Raw genomic sequence first — 24,577 nt, 5'->3', positions numbered from 1 at the left:
ATGGGAATTAAAAAACACATATTAGTAATACCAGGTGACGGCATCGGCCCTGAGGTTACCACCTGGGGCAAAGCCGTATTAGAGAAAATTGGTGCTGATTGCGGTCACGACTTTACGTTTGACGAAGCCCTGATGGGCCACGCCGGCATTGAGGCTACAGGCAATCCGCTGCCCGATAAAACGCTCGAAAAAGCAAAAGCAAGCGATGCCATCCTGTTTGGCGCTATCGGCCACATCAAATACGATAACGATCCATCAGCAAAGGTTAGGCCCGAGCAGGGATTGTTAAAGATCCGCAAGGAACTGGGCTTGTATGCCAACCTTCGCCCCATCATGTTATTTGATGAGTTGCTGGATGCATCGAGCCTGAAGCCAGAAATATTAAAAGGAACGGACATCCTATTCTTCCGCGAGTTAACAGGCGATGTTTACTTCGGCGAGAAAAAACGCAGCGAAGACCGCAATACTGCATCGGACCTGATGATCTACCACCGTTACGAGGTAGAACGCATTGCTACAAAAGCTTTTGAAGCCGCGCGTGTACGTGGCAAAAGATTATGCTCTGTAGATAAAGCAAACGTGCTTGAGGCATCACGCCTATGGCGCGAAGTGGTGCAGGAACTGGCAAAACAATACCCCGATGTTGAAACAGAGCACATGTTCATCGACAATGCCGCTATGCAATTGGTTAAAAACCCCAAAAAGTTTGATGTGGTTTTAACTGCCAACCTTTTTGGTGATATCCTTACCGACGAAGCCTCACAAATAGCGGGTTCTATGGGTATGCTGGCATCCGCTTCAATTGGTGACGGTACGGGCTTCTTTGAGCCTATCCACGGTTCGGCGCATGACATTGCCGGGCAAGACAAAGCCAATCCGCTGGCCTCTATCCTATCGGTGGCACTCATGCTGGAGATCAGCTTTGGGCTGAAGGAAGAAGCTAAAAGGATAACCAACGCTATTGACAAAACATTAAAAGAAGGTTACCGCACAGGCGATATAGCTGATGCCAATACCGACAAAAGCAAAATATTGGGTACCAAAGCCATGGGGCAAAAAGTATTGGAGTATTTGTAAGTCAAAATTAAAAGTCAAAAATGACTCAATGACTAATGACACAATAACGAAACTATGAAATGGGACGCTGAACTATATGACCAGAAACACGCATTTGTTTACCAGTTTGGTGAGAATGTGCTGGAAACCTTAGATGCCAAACCGGGGGAGCATATCCTGGATATTGGCTGCGGCACTGGCTATTTAACGCAGCAAATCCAAAACACTGGCGCTATTGTAAAGGGTACAGATTATTCGCCCGATATGATAGCCCAGGCAAAAGAGAGCTATCCCGAAGTTACATTTGAAGTTGCCGACGCCAGCAAATTTGATGAAGCTGGTAAATATGATGCTATATTTTCAAATGCTGCCCTGCACTGGGTAAAAAATCAGGATGGCATGATGGATAGCGTTTATAAAAGCCTTAAGCCCGGCGGCCGCTTTGTTGCTGAAATGGGTGGTAAAGGCAACGTAGGTAAACTGATAGCCGCTACAAAACAAGTGTTAGAGCAACGAGGATACCACAAACAAGCTAAAACGCAAGTATGGTACTTCCCATCGCTGGGCGAATACGCCAGCAGGTTAGAAAAGCACGGTTTCAGAGTGACTTACGCCGTTCATTTTGACCGTAAAACACCGCTGCAGGATGGCGACCAGGGCGTGGCTAAATGGATAACGATGTTTGCGCCACTTTACCTGGTGGGTGTGCCCGCTGCCGAAAAACAGGAAATGCTGAAAGAAGTTACCGCACTACTGGAGCCGCATTACAACGAGAACGGGCAATGGTATGCCGATTATAAAAGATTAAGATTTATAGCAGTAAAAGAGATATGAGAATTGAGATGTGAGATATAAGATTTCGCATCATTAAACTACGATCTACATAAAAAAGAATTAAAAATTGAAATTAACCGATGACAGGTTCGAGTCTCAAATCTCAGATCTAACATCTCAAATCTAAAAGAATATGTTACACGACCCTAACCGCGTTTACGTTTTTGATACCACGCTTCGCGATGGCGAGCAGGTACCGGGCTGCCAGTTAACAACTCCCGAAAAGATCGATATTGCCCGCGAGCTGGAGACGCTGGGTGTGGATATTATAGAAGCAGGCTTCCCGGTATCGAGCCCGGGGGATTTTTTAAGCGTTGTAGAGATATCGAAGGCCGTAACCGAGCCCGTAGTTTGCGCACTTACCCGTGCCAACAAAACTGATATTGACGTGGCGGTAGAATCGTTAAAATATGCCAAGCGCCCGCGTATCCATACTGGGATTGGTTCGTCAGATCAGCATATTAAGCATAAATTCAACAGCACGCGCGAGGAGATTTTAGAACGTGCAGTTGAAGCTGTTAAATACGCCAAAAGATCTGTTGAAGATATTGAGTTTTATGCTGAGGATGCAGGTCGTGCCGATGTAGCCTTTTTGGCGCAGATGGTTGAGGCTGTTATTGGTGCAGGCGCAACGGTGGTAAACATACCCGACACCAACGGTTATTGCCTGCCAGATCAATATGGCGCTAAGATAAAATACCTGAAAGAGAACGTTAAAAACATCGACCAGGCTATTATTTCGGTACATTGCCACAACGACCTTGGCTTGGCTACGGCCAACTCCATAGCGGGTTTACAAAATGGCGCCCGCCAGATAGAGGGTACTATTAACGGTATTGGCGAACGTGCAGGTAACACCTCTATCGAAGAAGTGGTGATGATCCTGAAAACGCACTCGGTACTTGGGTTACACACCAATGTAAACAGTAAGAACTTTTACGAGATGAGCCGCATGATCAGCAGCCAGATGCGTATGCCGGTACAGCCTAACAAAGCCATTGTAGGCAGCAACGCGTTTGCGCACAGCAGCGGCATTCACCAGGACGGCTTTTTAAAGAACCGCGATAACTATGAGATCATTCGCCCAGAAGATGTGGGCTTCCCAAGCGCCAGTATTGTACTTACAGCACGCAGTGGACGCCATGCGCTCAAATTCCACCTGGAAAGACTTGGTCATAAACTGGATAAGGATGAACTATACGAAGTTTATAAAACTTTTTTAACGCTTGCTGATGCCAAGCTGGATATAAATGATGACGACCTACAAGGCTTAATGGCCCACAGGCTGGTAAAAAACTAAGTGATGGATACAGCAACAGAAGTGCATTTAGATTTTGACGCCGCCTACCAGCGCCTTAAAGGTGTGGTGAAGCATACCCCCCTGGAGTTTAATGAGGGATTATCGGCAAAATACGAATGCAAAATATATTTAAAGCGCGAAGACATGCAGCTTGTACGCTCGTACAAACTGCGTGGAGCTTACAACCTGATAGCCCAGCTTACTGATGAGCAGCTGAGCCGTGGCGTAGTTTGCGCCAGCGCGGGTAACCATGCACAGGGGGTGGCTTATTCATGCAAGAAGAAAAACATTAAGGGTGTTATTTTTATGCCCGAGATAACGCCTAAACAAAAAGTTAAACAGACAGAAATGTTTGGCAACGGCAATGTTGAACTGGTTTTAACAGGAGATACATTTGATGATTGCCTGCGCGAAGCATTACTGTACACGCAGGAGCACGGCATGGTTTTCATTCCGCCTTTTGATGATTACCGCACCATTGAAGGCCAGGGAACTGTTGGCGTTGAGGTATTGCAGGAATTGCCAAATATTGATGTAGCTATTATGCCTATAGGCGGCGGCGGCCTTGCAGCGGGCATGGGTACTTATTTGAAACAACAGTTGCCCAATGTTACACTGATAGGCGTTGAGCCGGAAGGTGCGCCATCCATGCTAACATCGCTTAACAATGGTGAAAACACCACACTTGATGCTATCGACCGGTTTGTTGATGGCGCAGCAGTAAAACGTGTAGGCGAAAAAACATTTGACATTTGCCGCGAAATGTTGGATGATATGCTTACCGTACCCGAGGGCAAGGTTTGTACTACCATTCTAAAATTATATAATGAGGACGCCATTGTGGTTGAACCCGCGGGCGCATTATCTGTAACAGCGCTTGATGCCGTTAAAGACCAGATAAAAGGCAAAACCGTTGTCTGCGTGATAAGCGGTGGCAATAATGATATCGACCGTATGGCCGAGATCAAAGAAAAATCACTGCTGTATGAAGGATTGAAGCATTACTTCATTGTGCGCTTCCCGCAGCGCCCCGGTGCTTTAAAATTATTTGTGACCGAGGTATTAGGCCCCGGTGATGATATTACCCGTTTCGAGTTTATCAAAAAAACATCTAAAGAAAATGGGCCTGCCCTTGTTGGTATCGAGCTAAAAAACGCCGAAGACTATCCAGCCCTGCTCGAACGCATGCGCGAGAACCGCTTTGACGTTATCGAGATAAATAAAGACGCTACTTTGTTTGAGTATTTGGTGTAAACACCAATTTGTCATGCGAATTTATTTCGGCAACTCACACACAGTCCACTTGTCCTGAGAGGCGCTGAAACAAGTTCAGCATGACGTTAAAAAGAAAGACGTGGCAATCCCCAATCTACAGAGTCGCTCTGCAAGGCGAGGATTGCCACGCTCGCTCGCAATGACAGTAGAGTTAACTCTTACCCCCCATCACTATCATCGCCTCTGCGGCCGCAATCTGCCCGCTTATCAAAGCAGGAGGCACACCAGGGCCGGGAACGGTTAACTGGCCTGTAAACAACAGATTTTTAATATGCTTTGCCCGCATGCTGGGTTTAAAAAATGCTGTTTGGGCAAGTGTGTTGGCCAAACCGTATGCGTTACCTTTAAAGGAATGGTAGTCGGCTTTAAAATCTTTCAATGCGTAGCTGCGTTTCACTACAATGTCATCGCGGATGCTTTGACCGGTTACTGATTCAAACCTATTAAGCATTAAATCAAAATATTTTTCGCGCGTGGCGTCGTTGTCATCTAAGCCAGGTGCTATTGGCATTAAAAAGAAAAGGTTCTCTCCGCCTTCCGATGCTGCATCCGGGTCGGTCTTTGAGCTGCAGCAAACATAAAACAAAGGCTTGCTTGGCCATTGCGGGTCTTTATAGATCTCTTTAGCGTGCAACTCAAAATCCTCGTCAAAAAACAAGTTGTGGTGTTGAATATCCTCAACTTTTTTATTTGTACCAATGTAAAACAGCAAACTCGATGGCGACATGGTACGCTTATCCCAATATTTAGGGGTGTAGTTCCTGTCAGGTTGTTCTAAAACATGCTGGTCTATATGTTCGTAATCGGCACCCGCTATAACAAAATCAGCGTTATACCTGCCGTTGTTGGTTTGAATGGTTTTAGCTTTTTTATCTGCAATGTCAATTTTAGTTACCTCGGTATTTAATTTAACTTCCACACCATAGCTTTCGGCAACGTTCACCATGGCTTTTACTATTTCGTTCATGCCACCCATGGGGTACCATGTACCAAGGGTAAGGTCGGCATGGTTCATCATACTGTACATAGCGGGAGTATCCTGCGGAGTGGCGCCCAAAAAAAGCACCGGGAATTCTAAAAGTTTGATCAGTTTGGGATTTTTAAAATACTGCCGCACATGGCTGCCCATACTGGTGAGCAACTGCATGCTCATACTTTTGCGGATCAGGTTAAAGTCAATGAATTCGGTAATGGAATGCGAGGGGCGAAAAACGTATTCCCCCATGCCTACTTTGTACTTATAGGCCGCCTGCTCTAAAAACTTACGCAGGCCAATACTGCTGCCAGGCTCTGTTTCTTCAAAAAGCTTTTCCAGCTCCTGCATATTGGCAGGTACATCAAGTATATCATCCTTGCCATAGTAAACCCGGTAACCGGGATCGAGGCGTTTGAGGTCGTAATAGTCTGATGGCTTTTTACCAAAAATGGCAAAGAAATTTTCGAAAACATCGGGCATCCAATACCAGCTGGGGCCCATGTCAAACTTAAAGCCGTCCTTTTCCCAAACACGCGCGCGACCGCCCGGCTGGTCGTTCTTTTCTAAAATAGTAACCTGGTATCCTTCTTTTGCCAATACACAGGCCGAGGCGAGCCCCGCAAAACCTGCTCCTATTACAATAATTTTCCTTTTAGCATCCATCAGCGACCAAATTAAACAAAAAGCCTCATCCCTGCCCTCTATAAAGTGGAGTGAATGAAAATTTCTACATTCTATCCGTAATAGAGGATTGAAACAATACAGCTTTCATTTTGTACTTTTGAGTGATGAACCTGTTTGATGAAACGTGCTTTGAATGCAGCAAACTGATAACCACTAAGTACAGTACTTCTTTTAGCAGCGGTATTAAAGCGTTCGATAAACGTTTTAGATACCCCGTTTACGCCATATACGGCTTTGTGCGCTATGCAGATGAGATAGTAGATACCTTTTACGATCACGATCAGCGCCGGCTTATAGATGAGTTTAAGTATGAAACTTTTAATGCGATAGACAGGGGCATTAGTACCAATCCTGTTTTACAGTCGTTTCAGCAGGTGGTTAATAAATATCAAATTGAAAAAGAACTGATAGAGGCGTTCCTCACCTCCATGAAAATGGATCTGGATAAAACCGCGTATGACGATAACGGATATAAAACTTATATCTATGGCTCTGCAGAAGTGGTTGGTTTAATGTGCCTGCGCATATTTTGTGAGAACGACGCCACACTTTACCAACAATTGGTACCAAAAGCTAAAAGCCTGGGTTCGGCATTTCAAAAAATAAACTTCCTGAGAGATATTAAGTCGGATTATGAGGACCGCGGCCGTACATATTTCCCCGAGGTAGACTTCAAAAATTTTACCGAAGCCGACAAGCATTTGATAGAGACCGACATCAAAAAGGACTTTGACGATGCACTGCAAGGGATAAAGTTATTGCCAAAAGGGAGCAGACTGGGTGTTTATGTAGCTTATATTTATTACTTGCAATTGTTTAAAAAAATCAAGGCTACTACAGCGCTAACCATTATGCAAAAAAGGATAAGGGTATCTGATACGCAAAAGCTAAGCTTGTACTTTAAAGCGCGGTTACATCAAAGGTTTAATATAATTTAACATTACCGGTACCGTTATAATTGTTATGCTAACCCAGTTCAAATATTTGTTTATTACAGCTGTATTGATGCTGATTGTACCGATAAACCGAAGCAATGCGGGCGCTGTTCCGGATGATGTTGAACCTAACCTGCATGTAATACGTAAACTATTGGTAACTGCAATTAACAGCAGCAAAACAACTGACTCACTTTATCGCGACCTCGGGTCGATAAAGAACCGCACTGGACTTATAATTGGTTATATGGGCACTTTGGAAGCATTAAAAGCTAAGCATACCTGGAACCCTTATTACAAGATCAAATACCTTAAAGACGCCGAAAAAAGCTTTAAAGGCGCTATAACCAGGGATCCAAATAATATAGAGATTAGGTTTATGCGCTTTTCAGTAGAACATAATGTGCCGGGCTTTTTAGGTTATAACAAAAACCTTGATGCCGACCGTACCGAGATCATCAAACAAATAGACCGCAAGCATTATTCTTCGGCAGATACAGCACTTGTAAAAACCATTATAACTTTCCTGATAAACTCTAAGCGCTGTACCCTGGCCGAGCATCATATCCTTACACAGCATTTAGCCTCATTATAAGTGAAATATACCTACCTGCTTATTAACATACTTACCATTTTTTTCCCGGTTGTGTTATCGTTTGATAAACGCGTGGCCTTTGCCAAAAGCTGGCGGTTCATTTGGCCGGGTATGGCAATTACAGGATTGTTATTTTTGTTTTGGGATGTGCTGTTTACCATTCATGGTGTATGGTCGTTTAATGCTCAATATATCATTGGTATAAAGTTTTTTGGATTGCCGCTTGAGGAGATCTTATTTTTCTTAACTGTGCCTTTCGCTTGTATATTTATTTATGCCTGCCTAAATTACTATGTAAAATGGCAACCGACGAATGCTGCGGCAAGGATCATTTCAAATTTATTAATAGGCACTTCTGTTGCTTTACTCGTTTTATATTATACCCGGCTGTACACTGCTGTAACCTTTGGCTTGCTGGCGGTAATATTAATACTGCTACTCTATTACTTTAAGGCTGATTGGCTTAACCGATTTTTTATGGCCTTTGTGGTGTCGCTTATACCGTTTTATTTGGTAAATGGACTGCTTACTTCCATACCAGTTGTACTTTATAACGATGCGCAAAACATGGCAGTACGCGTAGGTACTATCCCCTTCGAAGATCATTTTTATAGCATGGCCCTATTGCTGATGAACGTTGGCTTTTTTGAGTATTTTAAGAACCGTAAAAAGGTTGCTGTATAATGGCCGATTTACCCATATATACCAAATCGCAATTAGCGCTGCGCAACGGGCAGGATAAGCCGCAGATATGGGTAGCCTACAAAGGCATTATTTACGATGTTACCGACAGCCGCCTGTGGCGCAAGGGAAAACATTACGAACACTGGGCCGGGCAGGACCTGACTGATGAACTCGTGGATGCCCCACATACCGAAACCGTTTTTGAGAAATTTGTTGCTATTGGCAAGTTGGCTTAAGAAGAAAATGTTCACGTTCACGATGCACAAATGTTACTTAATTTTTGTGAACATCTCATAATCAATAACTTGACGCATAAATTACTGACACAGTTGTGCCACCACTATCATCATAAATTCATTATTGATACTAAATTAAGTAAACAAAAAAACCTGCCATTGGGCAGGTTTTTGTATATATATTGAGTTTATTAAATCTTAGTTTTCGGCGTAAATAGGTTTTGCAACACCGTTATCGTAAGCTTTTAAGTTCTTTTTAAGCAGCTTGCGGGCTACGTGGATGCGGGTTTTAACTGTACCTATCGGGATGGTTAAATGGTCGGCTATCTCGTGGTATTTATGGCCTTCAAAATACATGGTAAAAGGTACATAGTAATCTGCAGGTAAACGGTCTAAAGCGCGTTTTATATCATCCATCACAAATTTAGCTTCGCCCTGGTTTTTTGTTGAGCTGAATACCAGGTTCGGAGAAGATATCTCGTCGCTTTTAGTAACAAATGTGCTCATTTTAACAAAACGGCGGTAATTGTTGATGAAAGTATTTTTCATGATAGTGTACAACCAGCCTTTAAGGTTAGTACCTTCTTTAAACTTGTTATAGTAAGTTATAGCTTTCAACATTGTATCCTGAACAAGGTCGTTTGCGTCGTCAGCATCGTGTGTAAAATGTAAGGCGTATGACCTTAATGAACTTGCTTGACGTAATACCAGGGTGTTAAACTCAATCTTTGTCATTCTGTTAATGTTTTGTATTGAGTATTAGACAAACATAATACCAATCATGAAAAGCCTATGAAATTACAATCGTGTCCGCTTAAAATGAATACACAAAGAGAAATTGACTGAAAAAATAAACATCATGCTACAAACACCTATAAATTAGCGCTTTACAGCCCATTATCATGCAATTGTATTATTAAGAAGATAAAACCAAATAGTTAAAACAAATAGTTGTTTAACTTACTGTAGATGAGACAGGCCGATAATTAAACTATAATTAAATTAATTAATCAATTATATTAACCTCGCGCTGTAGCATAACGCCAAATTTTGTGTACACACTGTCTATGATTTGCGACGAAAGGCTGTACACTTCTTCGCCCGTTGCGCCGCCATGGTTCACTAAAACCAGCGCCTGGTTCTTCCAGGTACCGGTGTTTCCAACAACTTTTCCCTTCCAGCCGCATTGCTCTATAAGCCAGCCGGCCGCAAGTTTATGCTGCCCTTCGCCAGCGGGGTAATTTACCACATCCGGAAATTGCTCCATCAATAACCTGAATTGCACATCGCCTATTACAGGGTTTTTGAAAAAACTGCCGGCATTGCCAATGGTTGATGGATCGGGAAGTTTAGATACGCGGATGTATGATACTACTTTAGACACATCCTCAATAGTAGGGTTGCTGATGCCTCGGTTAGCCAGCTCCTGCTCTATAGCGCCATATTTTAGGTTGATGTTCGGTTTTAACGATAAATGGAACTTTACCGATACGATGATGTATTGCCCCGCAAGTTCTTTTTTAAAAACACTTTCACGGTATCCAAATTTACAATCTTCTTTGGTGAACGTACGGAAATTGCCCGTTGCTATTTCAAATGCACGGCAGCTCTCGAACACATCTTTCAACTCCACCCCGTAAGCCCCGATATTTTGAATGGGAGATGCCCCAACCGAACCAGGGATAAGGCTCAGGTTTTCCATACCCGCATAGTTGCGGTCTACGCAAAAGTTCACCAGGTCATTCCAAACTTCGCCGCCGCCAACTTCCACAAACACATCATCATGACTAATGCGGTGTTCGATACCACGGATGTTCATGCGAATAACCAGGCCTTCAAAATCTTTTACCATCAGCATATTGCTGCCACCGCCAAGTATAAGCCGTTTTGCCTGCAGCCATTGCGGGTCTGCAAAAAGTTCGGTCAGTTCATCCTCATGACTAATCTCGGCAAAGTAGCGTGCGTTAACATCAATACCAAAAGTGTTGAATTTTCTAAGCGAAACATTTTCCTGTATTTGCAGCATGAGGTTGATGATTTGGAATGGGACGAATTTCGGGAATTTAATTGGTATGCGATAGTTGAAAAACTAATTCACTATCTTCATTCCAAATTCAGCTCAATGAAGCCTAAATTATCACTTATAGTACTTTTAATTTTGTGCGTTATAACCACAGTTTCGGCTCAGGATTTTAAAGCTAAATTCAAAGAGATTTTCCCTAAAGGAAACGCCGATGCCACCTTAGCCCTGCTCAAACAGTGGCGTAAGGCCGTCCCTAACGATCCGGAGTTTTATGTATATGCATATAACTTTTACGCGCAAGAAGGATTAAAGCCCATATTAAGCCTCACAAATGACAAAAAAAACAATAACGGATTCGAAATAAAAGATAAGAATAATAAGGTAGCAGGATACTTAGGGGAGTCGAAAAGCTACAATGAAACTTTAATTAATAAAGGCTTCAACTATATTGATACCGGGATAAGCAAGTTTCCTAACCGATTAGATATGAGATTTGGAAAAGTTTATGTATTGGGCCGTATAAAGAATTATAAACTTTTCACTCAAGAGATAATTACAGCGATAAACTACGGTGAAACTATCAATTATAAATGGGCCTGGACGGATGGTAAACGATTAGAAGACCCTCAAGATTTTATGCTTGCCACTGTACAACAATATGTTTCGCAAATGTTTAACGAGGGAGACCAATATATGGCAGACATAAAAAGCATTGCCGAAACTGTGCTCAAGTATCATCCTGACCATGTAGAAAGCTTGTCAGATGTTGCCGTGTACTATATCGTAAATAAGGATTATAAAAATGCATTGCCTTTACTTTTAAAAGCAGAGAAAATAAAGCCGCAGGATGATATCGTTTTAAACAATATTGCTTACTCATACAGCCTACTTGGAGATAAATCTAACGCTATTAGATATTATGAATTGGTGGTTAAATATGGTGATGCAGAAAATAAAAAGATTGCTACGGAAAAAATCGCCGAATTAAAGAAATAACTACCTCCTAAACCACTTCTTCCCCACCACCAACAATCCAAACTCTTCCGAAGGATTTTTCTCTGTTGATTTGTGGTGGATCTTGTGGGCTCGTCTAATAGCCATCAGGTAACGGTTATTACTGCGGAAAGCCTTGAAACGATTATGTATAAACCAATCGTGAAAGACAAAATAAATAGTGCCATAGGTACTGATGCCGGTGCCTATCCAGAAGCGGTAATCTAAATTAACGTGCCCTGCCCACATCAGCCATAAGGCCAACGCCGCAAAGCCAATACTGAACAGGTCGTTCAACTCGAACCAGCCGTGACGCTCCTGGTGATGCGTTTTATGGATAAACCACAACGGCCCATGAAACAAGTATTTATGCATAGCCCAGGACAGCAACTCCATGGTGGCAATAGTCAATAAAACAATTCCAATATTTATTAGTACCTGCATTTATCTTGTCTTAAATGTAAAAAGCAGAAACAACCGTAATTGTTCTGCTTTTATATTCTTAGATCCGAAATCGAAAATCCGAAATTCGAAATTTCTTAAATATGTATCGCCCTATTTTCTGTAGCTGCTAAACATGCTTCGCGCATAGCTTCAGTGTAGGTTGGGTGCGCGTGGCTGGCGCGGGTTACATCCTCTGCAGAAGCGCGGAACTCCATCGCGATAACCGCCTCGGCTATCATATCTGCAGCGCGCGGGCCTATCATGTGTACACCAAGGATCTCATCAGTAGTAGCATCAGCCAATACTTTTACAAAACCGTCAAGATCACCGCTTGCGCGGGCACGGCCGCTGGCTTTGAACGGGAATGACCCAACTTTATATTTTGTTCCGGCTTCTTTCAATTGCTCTTCGGTGAAACCAACTGCGGCCACTTCAGGCCAGGTATAAACCACACCCGGTATCAGGTTATAGTTGATATGCGGTTTTTGTCCGGCAATAAGTTCGGCAACAAATGTACCTTCATCTTCTGCTTTATGGGCCAGCATGGCGCCCTTAATTACATCGCCAATGGCGTATACGCCTTTAACGCTGGTTTCCAGGTGCTCGTCAACCGTAATTTTGCGGCCACGCTCTTCAACGGAGATGCCTATCTTATCAAGACCCAAACCATCGGTATAAGCTACACGGCCAACGGCTACCATACAGTAATCGCCTTTAAGTTCCTGCTTTTCGCCTTTTGGGTTATCAAACGTAACGGTAACCTCTTTACCTTTCGCAGTAGCGCCGGTTACTTTGTGGCCCAGGTAAAAATCCATACCCAGTTTCTTCAATACCTTCTGCAACTCGCGGCCAAGGGCTTTATCCATAGTTGGGATAATGCTGTCCATATATTCAATTACAGATACCTTGGCACCCAAACGAGCGTAAACCGACCCCAGCTCCAAGCCAATAACCCCGCCGCCTATCAATATAAGGTGTTTAGGTATTTCGGTAAGGGTTAAAGCCTCGGTAGAAGTTATGATGCGTTTCTTATCAATCTTCAAAAACGGCAGGCTCGATGGCTTTGAACCTGTAGCAATGATCACCTTTTCAGTAGTCAGCTCGGTGGTAGTTCCATCGGCTTTGGTTACAATAATGGTGTTCTTATCTTTAAAAGACCCTACACCAACGTGTACGTCTATTTTGTTTTTCTTCATCAGGTAGGTGATGCCGCTGGTATTAGCGTCAACAACTTCCTGCTTGCGTTTTATCATCTGGCCAAAATCAATACCCAGGTTATCTAATTTAATACCGTGTGTAGTGAAAGTATGGGCGGCGTTATGGTAATGCTCCGACGAATCAAGCAAGGCCTTTGACGGGATACAGCCTACATTTAAACAGGTACCGCCAAGAGTGTTATATTTTTCGATAATTGCGGTTTTCATTCCCAGCTGGGCGCAGCGTATCGCCGCCACATAACCACCCGGACCAGAACCTATAACGATTACATCATATTGCATAGTAGTGTATTTTGGTGGCCAAAGTTAAGGAATGTTTACAGGCTTATAAATAGGTAATTAATTAAAATGTGAGCAGGTTGACACTTGCTTCATCAAGCCTTTCCTATTCGGCGAAACCAGGCACCTAATCTAACAAGATGGACTTTGTAACACCTTTATAACCTATTAGTATATTATATATATACTTAGTAAATTACGCCATCACTAACTTACTGACCCACATCATGAAAAAACTCTACGCGTTACTATTTGTAATGGCCGCTGCCTGTAGTGGTGTTTTTGCACAAAGCACCTATGTTAAAGAGCATTACACCAAAAAGGATGTTTACATCACCATGCGCGACGGTGTAAAACTTTTCACCTCTATTTACACCCCAAACGATGCATCTAAGGATAAAAAATACCCTATCATGATGCAGCGTACCTGCTACAGCGTTGCCCCTTATGGCGAAACAAAGTATCCCGGCCAGGTGGGCCCGTCCAAATACATGATGCAGGAAGGTTATATTTTTGTGTACCAAGATGTGCGCGGCCGCTACAAAAGCGAAGGCACCTGGACCAACATGACACCTGTTATAGATAACAAAAAAGCCAAAACAGATGTTGATGAAGGCTCAGACACTTACGATACCATTGAGTGGCTGATAAAAAACGCGGTTGGCAATAATGGCAAGGTTGGCCAGTGGGGCATCAGCTACCCCGGTTTTTATACCGCGGCGGGCATACTAAGTAACCACCCTGCGCTTAAGGCATCATCGCCGCAGGCACCTATCTCCGATTTCTTTTTTGACGACTTTCACCACAATGGCGCTTTTATCGAAAGCTATTTTTTTACTTTCCCGGTGTTTGGCGTACAAAAAACAGATACTACCAGCAAAGCATGGTACCAAAATCAAATGTTTAACCCTGGCACACGCGATGGCTACCAGTTTTTACTTGACCTTGGCCCGCTTAGCAATGCCGACAAATATTATAAAGACAACTTTTTTTGGCAGGAAACGGTTAACCACCCAAGCTATGACGAGTTTTGGCAAAAACGCGGTTTGCTTAAACATTACAACAAAGTTAAACCTGCGGTGATGCTGGTAGGCGGCTGGTTTGACGCCGAAGATTTAACAGGCCCGCTGGCTATTTACAAAACCATCGAAAAGAAAGACCCAAGCGCTTATAATACCATTGTGATGGGTCCATTTGGGCATGGCAGGTGGTCGCGAGAGACAGGGCATACTATGCACAGCAACATTTACTTTGGCGACAGCATTGCTACGTTTTACCAAAAGAACATCGAACAGAAATTCTTTGATCATTTCTTGAAAGGCAAAGGCGATAAAAACTCTGGCTTGCCCGAGGCTTACATGTTCAACACAGGTAAAAACGAGTGGCGTAAATTTGATAAATGGCCCGCTGCCGAAGCCACGCACGTTAAATTTTACCTGAACAATGATGGCAAACTGGCCAATGCTGCACCGTCTGCACAGGGCAGCACCAGCTTTGTAAGCGACCCGCTTAAACCTGTTCCGTACACCGAGGATAATACTACTACCATAGGCTTTACCCCGCATAACTACATGAGCGAGGACCAGCGTTTTGCTGGTCGCCGTACAGATGTATTGGTTTTCCAGACCGATGTTTTGGCGGATGACATGACCCTTGGCGGAGAAATAATGGCTAACCTAAAAGTGGCAACCACCGGCACCGATGCCGATTGGATTGTAAAACTGATAGATGTTTACCCTGCAGATGAGCCGAACAATCCTTACATGCCAAACAAGAACATTATTTTGAGCAACTACCAGCAAATGGTGCGTTCGCAGATAATGCCAGCGCGTTTCCGCAATGGTTTTGAAAAGGCTGTACCAATGGTAGCCAATCAAAAAACGGATGTGAACTTCCACCTGAATGATGTGCTACACACCTTTAAAAAAGGCCACCGCATTATGATACAGGTACAAAGCACATCGTTTCCGCTGTATGCCCGTAACCCGCAAAAGTTTGTAGAGAACCCATACAAAGCCGAAGCAAGCGATTATCAAAAAGCTACACACACCGTATTTAACGATAGCTTTATTGATGTGGAGGTGTTGAAGTAGAGTTTAGAGATTAAGAAAAATACCCCAATGTCATTGCGAGGAGCGGGATGGCCAGGAGCGCTGTCGCGACGTGGCCATCTCATAGACAGAGCGTAAGTGCTATTCATCCACTGAGATTGCCAAGCTATCGCTCGCAATGAGATATTAGAAGAACGAAATAATAAGAAAATGAAAATACGCCTGATTGCACTTTTAATTTTATTTGCATCCGCCGCCCACGCCCAGCTCGGCACACATAAAGAAACCTTTACCCATGCGGATACCTTGCGCGGGATGCTTACGCCGCTGCGTACCTGTTACGATATTAATTACTATCACCTGGACGTGAAGTTTGATATTGACAATAAATTCATCAGTGGTAATGTGCTTTTTAAATACACCGCCACGCAGGATTTTAATAAATTACAATTTGACCTTTTTGCTAATCTTAAGGTAGAAAAAGTAGTGTATAAAGGTAAAGAAGTGCCTTACACCCGCGAGTTTAACGCGGTGTTTGCAACCTTCCCGCAAACCATAAAACAAGGCAGTAAAGATCAGTTCACGGTTTATTACTCGGGTAACCCAACTATTGCCAAACGCGCGCCATGGGATGGCGGCGTTGAATACAATGTAGATTCGCTTGGTCATAAATGGGTATCCACCGCTTGCCAGGGTATGGGTGCCAGTGTGTGGTGGCCTACTAAAGACCATCAGGCCGACGAGGTTGACAGCGTACTGATCAGCATAAGCGTACCAAAAGGCTTAAAAGACGTAAGCAATGGTCGCCTGCGTAAGGTTACCGACTTAAAGGACGGCTACACCCGTTTCGATTGGTTTGTATCTAACCCCATTAACAACTACAACATAGAAGCCAACATTGGCGACTACGTGCATTACACAGATACATACATGGGCGAAAAAGGCAAACTCACCATGGATTTTTGGCCTTTAAGCTATAACCTGGCGAAAGCCAAAAAGCACTGGGGTGCAAATGCCAAACCCATGCTTAAAGCTTTTGAACACTGGTTTGGCCCCTACCCTTTTTATGAGGATGGCTATAAACTGGTAGAAACCCATCACCTGGGTATGGAACATCAAAGCGGTACAGCCTATGGTAACCACTACCAAAATGGCTACCTGGGCCGCGACCTATCTGGCACCGGCTGGGGTCTAAAATGGGATTATATTGTGATACATGAAAGCGGCCACGAATGGTTTGCTAATAATATTACGACCAAGGATATTGCCGACATGTGGGTACACGAAGGTTTTACCACTTACAGCGAATCGCTTTTTGTGGAAGATAACTGGGGCAAACAGGCCGGGCTGGAATACGTACATGGCGAGCGTGGTGGTATACAGAATGATGGACCGATCATAGGTCCCTATAATGTAAACAAAGAGGGTTCGGGCGATATGTATCCTAAGGGTGCAACACTGCTTAACATGATCCGTACAATCATTAATGACGATGAAAAATGGCGCGGCATTCTGCGTGGCTTAAATAAAACTTTTTATCATCAAACCGTTACGCACGACCAGATCGTGAACTACATTAATGAGCAAAGCGGTAAAAATCTTACGCCGGTATTTGATCAGTATTTAAAGTACAAAACCCTGCCCACATTGGAGTTTGCTACCATTAACGGCAAATTATATAGCCGCTGGATAGCCGATGTGGCCCGGTTTGAGATGCCTGTTCGGGTAAAGATAAAAGGTGGCGAATACCAGTTCATCACACCAAAAACCAGGTGGGCACCTGTTAATATCCAGGGCGTCACCAAGGATAATATAGAGGTAGATACCTTTAATTATTATATAGGGGTGCTGGTAGATTAATAAAAGTTTGTCATGCTGAACGGAGTGAAGTATCTATCCGCCGACCTGCCTTTCCAACAGGCATGGTTCAATAATAGATCCTTCGCCATGCTCAGGATGACAAATATTTTATTTTCAAAACCATGCAACTAACTCAACCGTGGGTGCGTCTAATAGACAGACAAACACTAAAACCAACCCCACATCATGAAAAAATTTAAAGCACTATTAGTGGCTGCCGCGCTGGTAGTAACAGCCGGATTAGCTAAAGCAGATACCCAGGACCGCCACCTTACAGGCTTTACTTCAGTTGCTGTTGCAGGTTCTTACGACGTATTTATCACCCAGGGCTCTTCAGAATCTGTAAAGGTTGACGCCCCGGCTAACGTTATAGACAAAATTATCACTGAAGTACAGGGCGGTGTGCTAAAGATCTACACCAAAGAAGGAACCAATTGGAACTGGAGTATGGGTAATAAAAAGATGATCGTTTATGTATCTATTAAAGATGTTAACGCGGTAAGCCTTGCCGGATCGGGCGATGTGGTATTTAAAGATGGCTTAAGGGCAACATCTTTAAAAATCAAATTAACCGGTTCGGGCGACATCACTGGTAAAGTGGATGTGAAGAACCTGGAAAGCAGCATTGGCGGCTCGGGCGATATCACATTATCCGGCCGTGCAGATAACTCAGTTGTCAGCGTAGTAGGCTCGGGTGATTTTACGGGTCAAAATTTGGTGACCACTAATACCCAGGTTAAAGTTGCCGGAAGTGGCGATGCAAGGGTTAACGCTAACGACAAGATAGAAGCTTCGGTAGTTGGCTCAGGCGATGTGCATTACACTGGTTCTGCTAAAAATATCTCCAGCTCCAAAGCAGGCAGCGGTAGTGTTAGCAGGATGTAATAGATGTAAATATTAAAAGTCAGGCTGTGCAATATTGCACAGCCTGACTTTCTATTTTAACTCAAATTCAGTTAATTTGTTACCATGATATAGATTAACTTCTACATAATGCTTACTAAAACCATAAACTTCTTCTAAGATTACTTTGTCGGCGTCTTTTTTCAAATAAGCAACTTGATTTTGCAACCTATCTGATAGATCTGAAAAATTGATAGTATGCTCTGTTTCAAAACCCTCATCATATTCAAATTCTACAGAAAAAGCCTGCTGCCGGTAACTCACTTTGGTTTCAAATCCATTTTCAACATCAACCAGTTTAAGTGCTAAATTATCCCTGCTTATTAAAAGGTCTATTGAATTAAATAACATAAAACAGCCAAGGCTTACCATGGCGGTTATACCAATTTTTCTAAAGAACTTTTCAGAGATTGCTCTTAATATGGGTTTCATTAGTAGCGAAGAAATTATTGCTGTAAATGCAACAACCAACCCAACGCTTACTGATTTTATTGTAACCAAACCAAAAAAAGCGTACAAAGCTAACTTCAGGATATGCAATAGCAACTCGTTAGCAGCCCGTGTTGCAATTATTTCTTCTTTAGACAAGCCCCGTGTTAAATAAAACCTATTGAAAAGTAAACCCACGGCCCCCGTTAAGCCCGACAAAAATCCTGTTGCAAACCCAATAATAGCAATTGTAAATTTACTACTACCTTTTGCCATAGTACGTGCACCATCAAAAGGCACAAACATCATTGGCAAATTAATTGCTAAAAACACCCCTATCGTCAATTGCATAAATAAGGGGTTAATAAGAGTGATAAATTTTGCTCCTAACCAAACTGCCGGTAATGCGGTGGGTACAAAATAGCCCACAATGTCCCAACGAACATTTTTTTTGAAAATAGCCAATCTTGATATGCTGCTGGTTAACGACCCCAAAGAAATAGCAGCGGGTATTTGTGTTACAGGTAAAAATAGCCCCAACAATGGCAGCAATATAAAGCTTGCGCCACCGCCACAAATTCCACTAATTACAAATGCGATAAATGATGCTGCGAAAAGCGCAATCGATAAAAAGCTTAAGGTCATTCTTAAAAGTTAAGGGTATAAAAAAAGGGAATAGTTAAATAACTTTCCCTTTCTTATTTTATTGTATTTAAAATAATTAAGCTAACTGCTTAGTTAATTTATCTGCAAGTACTGATTTTGGTACAGCGCCAATTTGTTTGTCAACAATTTCGCCGCCTTTAAAATATAATAAAGCCGGGATATTACGGATGCCGTATTTCATCGAAATACCCGGGTTGTTATCTACGTTTACTTTACCTACAACGGCTTTGCCATCGTATTCTTTAGCAAGTTCTTCAACAACAGGGCCTACCATTCTACAAGGGCCACACCACTCTGCCCAAAAATCAATTAGTACAGGTTTATCTGATTTAAGTACAAGTTCGTCGAAGTTTGCATCAGTTATTTCTAAAGCCATGATTTCTATATTTTTAATAATGTTATACAAATATATACTATTCAAATAGCTTGCCACAAGTAGCCGCATGACAATGTGACAATTATATTATCAACATATCACCTTATGACGTGGGCTGCTTTATTTTGCGCTTAAAGGGGTTACTTTTTATGTGGAAAACGTATTAAATAGAACCAATTAAATAGGTATGCACACGCTCATATTTGCAATTATTCCGCTTTTATTACTGTTTACAGCACCTGTAATACAGGTAGTTTTATCAAGTAAGAAGGTCCATGGTAAAATCGCGCTTTCTTTCATCGGCATTAATATCATAAGTTTACTATTGGGTATTATTTTACCGTTAGTTGCTACCTATATTTTTATCTGTGGTATTTCTTCAAATATTAAATGCATTACCGGCGTAGAGGGTGTTGCTATAATAGGATTTTTGATCACTTTTATTGCTACACCTATCATAGCTATAATTAGTTATAGCAATTATAAGTCTAACCAAAAAATGAAAGAAGGTTGAAGCAAGTCGCCGCTTGTGTTTAAACTTGACCCATTTATTCAACCACCTCGCTTATCTGTATAATAGGCTTGATGTTGGTATAGTGAGGAATATCTGCTCTTATTTCCGCAGCGTGCTCTTTCATCCCGTTTTGAAAAGCCGAGATGTTTTCGAAGTATAAATAGCCTATCGCTAAAAATGGCACAGGCGCGCCGGGCGTGCCCGAAGCCATGCCTTTGTCGATAGCGGTGGCTTTCATGCTATCGCCAAACACGCGCCTTAGCATAGGGAAGTGTTTGCCGGTGTAGTAGGCCATATCAAAGGTGTTTCCCTCGGCGTTAGGATAAAGGATGGTTACTTTTATCATCCCCTTTTTTTATTTCCTGGGCATGGGCGGCCGCTGGTTGACAGATTACCGCGAACGCGATAGCCGCGACAAATAGTAAAAATTTGGTTCTCATGCAATTTTGGTTTGATGTTTGACATCATTATCAGCAAATTACACAATAACCTTCACTACATCAACACCGGCTGCGCATTCGTCAGGTTAAAAATATCAGCCATCAGCTCATCACTTGGGCTTACCTTATGCGATTTGGACAGCAGGTCTACATACATCGCATCTTCGCCGTCGCGGATCTTAAATTTAAGCGCGCAGCTTTTTGCCGGGTATTTCTCGTTGTTGGTGTTGATCACCTGCATCAGGTTATCAAGCAACTGGTTGTTCAGCGCTTTTACATCCAGGCATACGGTTAAAGATTTGGTTAACTTATCCCGCATTTCAGAAAGTAAACTTATAGAAGTTATCCTCAGATCCCAGTTATCTTTTTGGCGGAATTTCTCTTCTATAGTGCCTTTAATATGCAGGAAGAAGCCATCAACCATCATATTACGGAATTTTGGATAGTCTTCGCCAAAGAAAGCAAACTCATAACTCTCGTTGTAATCTTCCAACACGAATGTACCAAAAGGCTTGCCCATCTTGGTGGTTTTATGCTGCACGTTGCCCACTACGCCGCCGATACATATCTCGCCGCGTTTGCGCAGGTTGGCTAGGTTCTCCATTACTTCTTCGCCGCCTTCTCCTGTGCGCGCTTTTTGAATAAGCTTCAATTCGGTAAGAGTAGTATTGCAATACTTATCCATCTCCAGCTTAAAATTGTCAAGCGGGTGGCCGGTTAAATAAATCCCGATAACATCTTTCTCGTATTTAAGCTTTTCTATCAACGGCCATTCTTCGGCATCGGGCATAGCCGGCTCGGGTATGTACGAAGCAACCGAACCACCAAACAGTGATGATTGCGAGCTGCTTTGCGTATTTTGATAATCGTTACCATATTTTATAAGGCGCTCTACCCCGCTTAAAATACCGTTCTCGGTTTTGGCGAAGAATTGCGCGCGGTTTAAACCAAACCCATCAAATGCCCCGCCATAAACCAAATTTTCATAAGATTTACGGTTTACGCAGCGCGTGTTGGAGCGCTGGGCAAAATCATAAACACTTTTGTATGGGCCATTTTTTAGTCGCTCTTCTATTATGCTTTCAACTGCCTTTTCACCTACCCCTTTAACCCCTGCCATACCAAAACGAATAACGCCTTTTCTGTTGGCGGTAAAGGCCATATCGCTCTCATTAATATCCGGGCCTAAAACCTCAACACCCATGCGGCGACATTCCTCCATAAAGAAGGTTATCTTCTCCATGTTGTTTTGGTTGTTTAGTACCGCCGCCATATATTCTGCCGGGTAATGCGCTTTTAGGTAAGCCGTTTGGTAAGCCACAAAAGCGTAACAGGTGGAGTGCGATTTATTGAAAGCGTACTGCGCAAAGGCCTTCCAGTCGGTCCAGATCTTGCTCAATTTATCTTTGGGATGGCCTTTCGCCATGGCTCCCTCCATAAACTGAGCCTCCATTTTATTGAGGACCTCGATCTGTTTTTTACCCATCGCCTTACGCAAAACGTCGGCATCGCCCTTACTAAAGCCCGCCAGCTTTTGCGACAGCAGCATCACCTGCTCCTGGTATACGGTAATACCATAGGTCTCGCCCAGGTACTCTTCCATATCGGCAAGGTCAAACACAATAGGTTCAAGCCCGTGCTTACGCTTAATAAAGTTGGGGATGTACTCTATCGGCCCCGGGCGGTACAGGGCGTTCATGGCAATTAAATCCTCAAACTTATCGGGCTTAAGGTCGCGCAAGTACATTTGCATACCGTCACTTTCAAACTGAAAGGTACCGTTGGTATCACCACGCTGGTAAAGCTCATAAGTAAGCTCATCATCCAGCGGGATATAATCTATATCGATATGTACATCGTGGTTTTGTTTAATGAGGCGAAGCGCGTCTTTAATGATGGTTAGGGTCTTTAATCCCAAAAAGTCCATCTTTATTACACCTGCGTCCTCAATTACGCGGCCATCGTACTGAGTAACCAAAAGGTCAGAATCCTTCGCGGTTGCAACCGGGACGATCTCGGTGAGATCGTATGGAGCTATAATGATACCCGCGGCATGCACACCCGTATTTCGAACAGATCCCTCCAGCTTTTCAGCCTCGCGTAGCACGGTGCCCCTAAGATCATCGGCTTTATAAATAGCTTGCAGTTCGGGCACTTGTTCAATGGCCGTTTTAAGATTGATGCCAAGCGTTTCGGGCACCAGCTTTTTCATAGCGTTCACCTCACTAAGCGGCATATCTAACACGCGGCCTACATCCTGTATACTGGTACGGGCAGCCATAGAACCGTAGGTGATGATCTGAGCTACCTGGTTCTTGCCATATTTATCAACCACGTAGTCGATAACTTTCTGGCGACCGGCATCGTCAAAATCCGTATCAATATCGGGCATGCTTTTACGGTCCGGGTTAAGAAAACGCTCGAAAAGGAGGTTGTATTTTAAAGGGTCGATGTTGGTGATACCCGTACAATATGCTACCACCGAGCCGGCGGCCGAACCACGGCCCGGACCAATGAATACGCCCATATCGCGGCCGGCTTTAATGAAATCGGCTACAATTAAAAAGTAGCCCGCAAACCCCATGGTGCGGATGGTAAACAACTCGAAGTTGATGCGCTCCTCGGCCTCGGGGCTAATGTCTTTATAACGCTCTTTAGCACCCATAAAGGTAAGGTGCTTCAGGTACTCCCATTGGTTAAGGGTATCCGCGTCGGGCGTCATATCGCTGTGGATCTTAAACTCTGGCGGGATAACATAGTTGGGCAGCAGGATGTCCCTTTTCAGTTTCAGTACATCTACCTTATCTACAATTTCCTGCGTATTATCCAGCGACTCGGGCATATCACTGAACAGCTTACCCATTTCTGCCTGTGTTTTAAAGTAAAACTGGTCGTTGGTGAAGCCAAAACGGTAGCCTTTGCCACCTTCTTCATCGGTAGCTATGGGGGTGCTTTGCAAATCGCCGGTATTTACACAAAGTAAAATATCGTGGGCGTTACTATCCTGCTGATCTACGTAGTGCGAATCGTTAGAACAAATAACTTTAACATTATATTTTTTGGCGAATTTAGCCAACACCAGGTTAACGGTATTTTGCTCGGGAATATCGTGGCGCTGCATTTCTATGTAGAAATCTTCGCCAAACAGATCAAGCCACCACTTAAATTCAATTTCGGCGGCGGCTTCGCCATCGCGCAATATGGCCTGCGGTACAGATGCACCAAGGCAACAGGTAGTTGCAATAATACCTTTATGGTATTTCAGGATCAGCTCCTTATCAATACGCGGCCACTTGCTGTAAAGGCCCTCCATGTAACCGAGAGAACAAAGCTTAATAAGGTTTTTGTAGCCCTCGGCATTTTTTGCCAGCATTAACTGGTGGTAACGCTTATCTTTTGCCTCTTTGGTAAATTGTTTTTTATGCCTGTCATCAACCACATAAAACTCGCAGCCTACAATAGGTTTTACATTATGCTTACCTGCTTCGGCCACAAATTTAAACGCGCCAAACATATTGCCGTGGTCGGTAATGGCCAGGGCTTTCATACCATCGGCAGCCGCTTTTTTATATAGTTTTGATATATCGGCGGCACCATCAAGTAATGAAAATTGGGTATGTACGTGTAAGTGCGAAAATTCGGGCATGGTATCTCTTTCTGCTAAATCCTGTGGGTTACAAATTTATCAAAAACAAAACGGGCTGCGCATAGCTTATGGCATTAATATTTCAACAATATTAGTTTTGTGGGTCAACCAAATTTTCCTTTGGCATGCTTTTTCTGTAAAGAAGGTATTACATATGTGCC

The 24,577-nt window shown here is 43.2% G+C and carries 22 protein-coding genes; 13 read left to right on the top strand and 9 right to left on the bottom strand.

Annotation, left to right across the window (positions count from 1 at the left end):
* The first annotated feature begins 6 nt into the window (after positions 1–6).
* From leuB to ilvA, 4 genes are all read left to right on the top strand, one after another.
* Positions 7–1,077 (top strand): 3-isopropylmalate dehydrogenase, encoded by a 1,071-nt coding sequence (gene leuB / locus ACFQZI_RS03520; protein ID WP_377141729.1) that lies wholly within the window; start codon positions 7–9, stop codon positions 1,075–1,077.
* A 54-nt stretch (positions 1,078–1,131) separates the two neighbouring features.
* Positions 1,132–1,890, top strand: coding sequence for a class I SAM-dependent methyltransferase (locus ACFQZI_RS03515; RefSeq protein ID WP_377138466.1), 759 nt, complete (start codon positions 1,132–1,134; stop codon positions 1,888–1,890).
* A 133-nt stretch (positions 1,891–2,023) separates the two neighbouring features.
* Complete coding sequence (locus tag ACFQZI_RS03510) at positions 2,024–3,190, top strand: 2-isopropylmalate synthase (protein WP_377138463.1); 1,167 nt, start codon at positions 2,024–2,026, stop codon at positions 3,188–3,190.
* Positions 3,191–3,193: 3 nt separating this feature from the next.
* Positions 3,194–4,444: a threonine ammonia-lyase IlvA gene (ilvA, locus tag ACFQZI_RS03505; RefSeq protein ID WP_377138461.1), complete on the top strand. Its 1,251-nt coding sequence runs from the start codon at positions 3,194–3,196 to the stop codon at positions 4,442–4,444.
* 172 nt (positions 4,445–4,616) lie between these two features.
* Here the strand turns inward: ilvA and ACFQZI_RS03500 are convergent, their stop codons facing one another.
* Positions 4,617–6,104, bottom strand: a complete 1,488-nt coding sequence (locus ACFQZI_RS03500) for a phytoene desaturase family protein (RefSeq protein WP_377138458.1) — start codon at positions 6,102–6,104, stop codon at positions 4,617–4,619.
* Between the two features lie 125 nt (positions 6,105–6,229).
* Here ACFQZI_RS03500 and ACFQZI_RS03495 point away from each other — a divergent pair, with 125 nt between their 5' ends.
* Genes ACFQZI_RS03495 through ACFQZI_RS03480 form a run of 4 tightly spaced genes read left to right on the top strand, consistent with a single transcriptional unit; the run spans position 6,230 to position 8,575 of the window.
* A complete protein-coding gene (locus tag ACFQZI_RS03495; protein ID WP_377138455.1) occupies positions 6,230–7,063 on the top strand; it encodes a phytoene/squalene synthase family protein in 834 nt (277 codons plus the stop codon).
* A 25-nt stretch (positions 7,064–7,088) separates the two neighbouring features.
* Positions 7,089–7,655 (top strand): hypothetical protein, encoded by a 567-nt coding sequence (locus ACFQZI_RS03490; RefSeq protein ID WP_377138453.1) that lies wholly within the window; start codon positions 7,089–7,091, stop codon positions 7,653–7,655.
* The gene (locus tag ACFQZI_RS03485; RefSeq protein ID WP_377138451.1) at positions 7,656–8,339 is read left to right on the top strand and encodes a lycopene cyclase domain-containing protein; all 684 of its coding nucleotides are present in this window, start codon (positions 7,656–7,658) and stop codon (positions 8,337–8,339) included. It begins immediately after the preceding gene.
* Positions 8,339–8,575 carry a cytochrome b5 domain-containing protein gene (locus ACFQZI_RS03480; protein WP_377138449.1) on the top strand — a complete coding sequence of 79 codons (237 nt, stop codon included), beginning with the start codon at positions 8,339–8,341 and terminating at the stop codon, positions 8,573–8,575. Before ACFQZI_RS03485 ends, ACFQZI_RS03480 begins: the two co-directional genes overlap by 1 nt.
* A gap of 198 nt (positions 8,576–8,773) precedes the next feature.
* Here the strand turns inward: ACFQZI_RS03480 and ACFQZI_RS03475 are convergent, their stop codons facing one another.
* Both ACFQZI_RS03475 and murB read right to left on the bottom strand, forming a co-directional pair.
* The gene (locus ACFQZI_RS03475) at positions 8,774–9,310 is read right to left on the bottom strand and encodes an RNA polymerase sigma factor (RefSeq protein ID WP_133229354.1); all 537 of its coding nucleotides are present in this window, start codon (positions 9,308–9,310) and stop codon (positions 8,774–8,776) included.
* A gap of 271 nt (positions 9,311–9,581) precedes the next feature.
* Entirely contained in the window at positions 9,582–10,601 is a 1,020-nt protein-coding gene (gene murB / locus ACFQZI_RS03470) for a UDP-N-acetylmuramate dehydrogenase (protein WP_377138446.1), read from the bottom strand.
* Between murB and ACFQZI_RS03465 the strand changes: the two genes are divergently transcribed.
* Positions 10,593–11,594 (top strand): tetratricopeptide repeat protein, encoded by a 1,002-nt coding sequence (locus ACFQZI_RS03465; RefSeq protein ID WP_377138444.1) that lies wholly within the window; start codon positions 10,593–10,595, stop codon positions 11,592–11,594. The two genes, murB and ACFQZI_RS03465, sit on opposite strands and share 9 nt — an antisense overlap.
* On the opposite strand, the gene ACFQZI_RS03460 is transcribed toward ACFQZI_RS03465, so the two are convergent.
* Both ACFQZI_RS03460 and lpdA read right to left on the bottom strand, forming a co-directional pair.
* Positions 11,595–12,035 carry a sterol desaturase family protein gene (locus ACFQZI_RS03460; RefSeq protein WP_377138442.1) on the bottom strand — a complete coding sequence of 147 codons (441 nt, stop codon included), beginning with the start codon at positions 12,033–12,035 and terminating at the stop codon, positions 11,595–11,597.
* 95 nt (positions 12,036–12,130) lie between these two features.
* Positions 12,131–13,534, bottom strand: coding sequence for a dihydrolipoyl dehydrogenase (lpdA, locus tag ACFQZI_RS03455; RefSeq protein WP_377138439.1), 1,404 nt, complete (start codon positions 13,532–13,534; stop codon positions 12,131–12,133).
* 224 nt (positions 13,535–13,758) lie between these two features.
* Between lpdA and ACFQZI_RS03450 the strand changes: the two genes are divergently transcribed.
* The 3 genes from ACFQZI_RS03450 (at position 13,759) to ACFQZI_RS03440 (ending at position 18,327) form a co-directional block, all read left to right on the top strand.
* Positions 13,759–15,624 carry a CocE/NonD family hydrolase gene (locus tag ACFQZI_RS03450; protein WP_377138437.1) on the top strand — a complete coding sequence of 622 codons (1,866 nt, stop codon included), beginning with the start codon at positions 13,759–13,761 and terminating at the stop codon, positions 15,622–15,624.
* 168 nt (positions 15,625–15,792) lie between these two features.
* Positions 15,793–17,442, top strand: coding sequence for a M1 family metallopeptidase (locus ACFQZI_RS03445; RefSeq protein ID WP_377138434.1), 1,650 nt, complete (start codon positions 15,793–15,795; stop codon positions 17,440–17,442).
* A 186-nt stretch (positions 17,443–17,628) separates the two neighbouring features.
* Positions 17,629–18,327: a head GIN domain-containing protein gene (locus ACFQZI_RS03440; RefSeq protein WP_377138432.1), complete on the top strand. Its 699-nt coding sequence runs from the start codon at positions 17,629–17,631 to the stop codon at positions 18,325–18,327.
* Between the two features lie 51 nt (positions 18,328–18,378).
* Here ACFQZI_RS03440 and ACFQZI_RS03435 read toward each other — a convergent pair whose 3' ends face one another.
* Both ACFQZI_RS03435 and trxA read right to left on the bottom strand, forming a co-directional pair.
* Positions 18,379–19,419 (bottom strand): sulfite exporter TauE/SafE family protein, encoded by a 1,041-nt coding sequence (locus ACFQZI_RS03435; protein ID WP_377138430.1) that lies wholly within the window; start codon positions 19,417–19,419, stop codon positions 18,379–18,381.
* A gap of 76 nt (positions 19,420–19,495) precedes the next feature.
* Positions 19,496–19,816, bottom strand: a complete 321-nt coding sequence (gene trxA, locus ACFQZI_RS03430) for a thioredoxin (RefSeq protein WP_377138427.1) — start codon at positions 19,814–19,816, stop codon at positions 19,496–19,498.
* Positions 19,817–20,003: 187 nt separating this feature from the next.
* On the opposite strand from trxA, the gene ACFQZI_RS03425 reads away from it, so the two are divergent.
* The gene (locus ACFQZI_RS03425; protein WP_377138424.1) at positions 20,004–20,330 is read left to right on the top strand and encodes a hypothetical protein; all 327 of its coding nucleotides are present in this window, start codon (positions 20,004–20,006) and stop codon (positions 20,328–20,330) included.
* A gap of 34 nt (positions 20,331–20,364) precedes the next feature.
* On the opposite strand, the gene ACFQZI_RS03420 is transcribed toward ACFQZI_RS03425, so the two are convergent.
* Both ACFQZI_RS03420 and dnaE read right to left on the bottom strand, forming a co-directional pair.
* Positions 20,365–20,676 carry an EthD family reductase gene (locus tag ACFQZI_RS03420; RefSeq protein WP_377138422.1) on the bottom strand — a complete coding sequence of 104 codons (312 nt, stop codon included), beginning with the start codon at positions 20,674–20,676 and terminating at the stop codon, positions 20,365–20,367.
* Positions 20,677–20,825: 149 nt separating this feature from the next.
* Complete coding sequence (dnaE, locus tag ACFQZI_RS03415; protein WP_377138420.1) at positions 20,826–24,416, bottom strand: DNA polymerase III subunit alpha; 3,591 nt, start codon at positions 24,414–24,416, stop codon at positions 20,826–20,828.
* Positions 24,417–24,577 lie beyond the last annotated feature (161 nt).

The organism is Mucilaginibacter lutimaris (genome assembly GCF_042676625.1).
GTDB classification, from domain to species: Bacteria; Bacteroidota; Bacteroidia; order Sphingobacteriales; family Sphingobacteriaceae; genus Mucilaginibacter; species Mucilaginibacter lutimaris.
The sequence above is the reverse complement of the archived record's forward strand: the minus strand, read 5'-3'. Positions and strand labels throughout refer to the sequence as shown.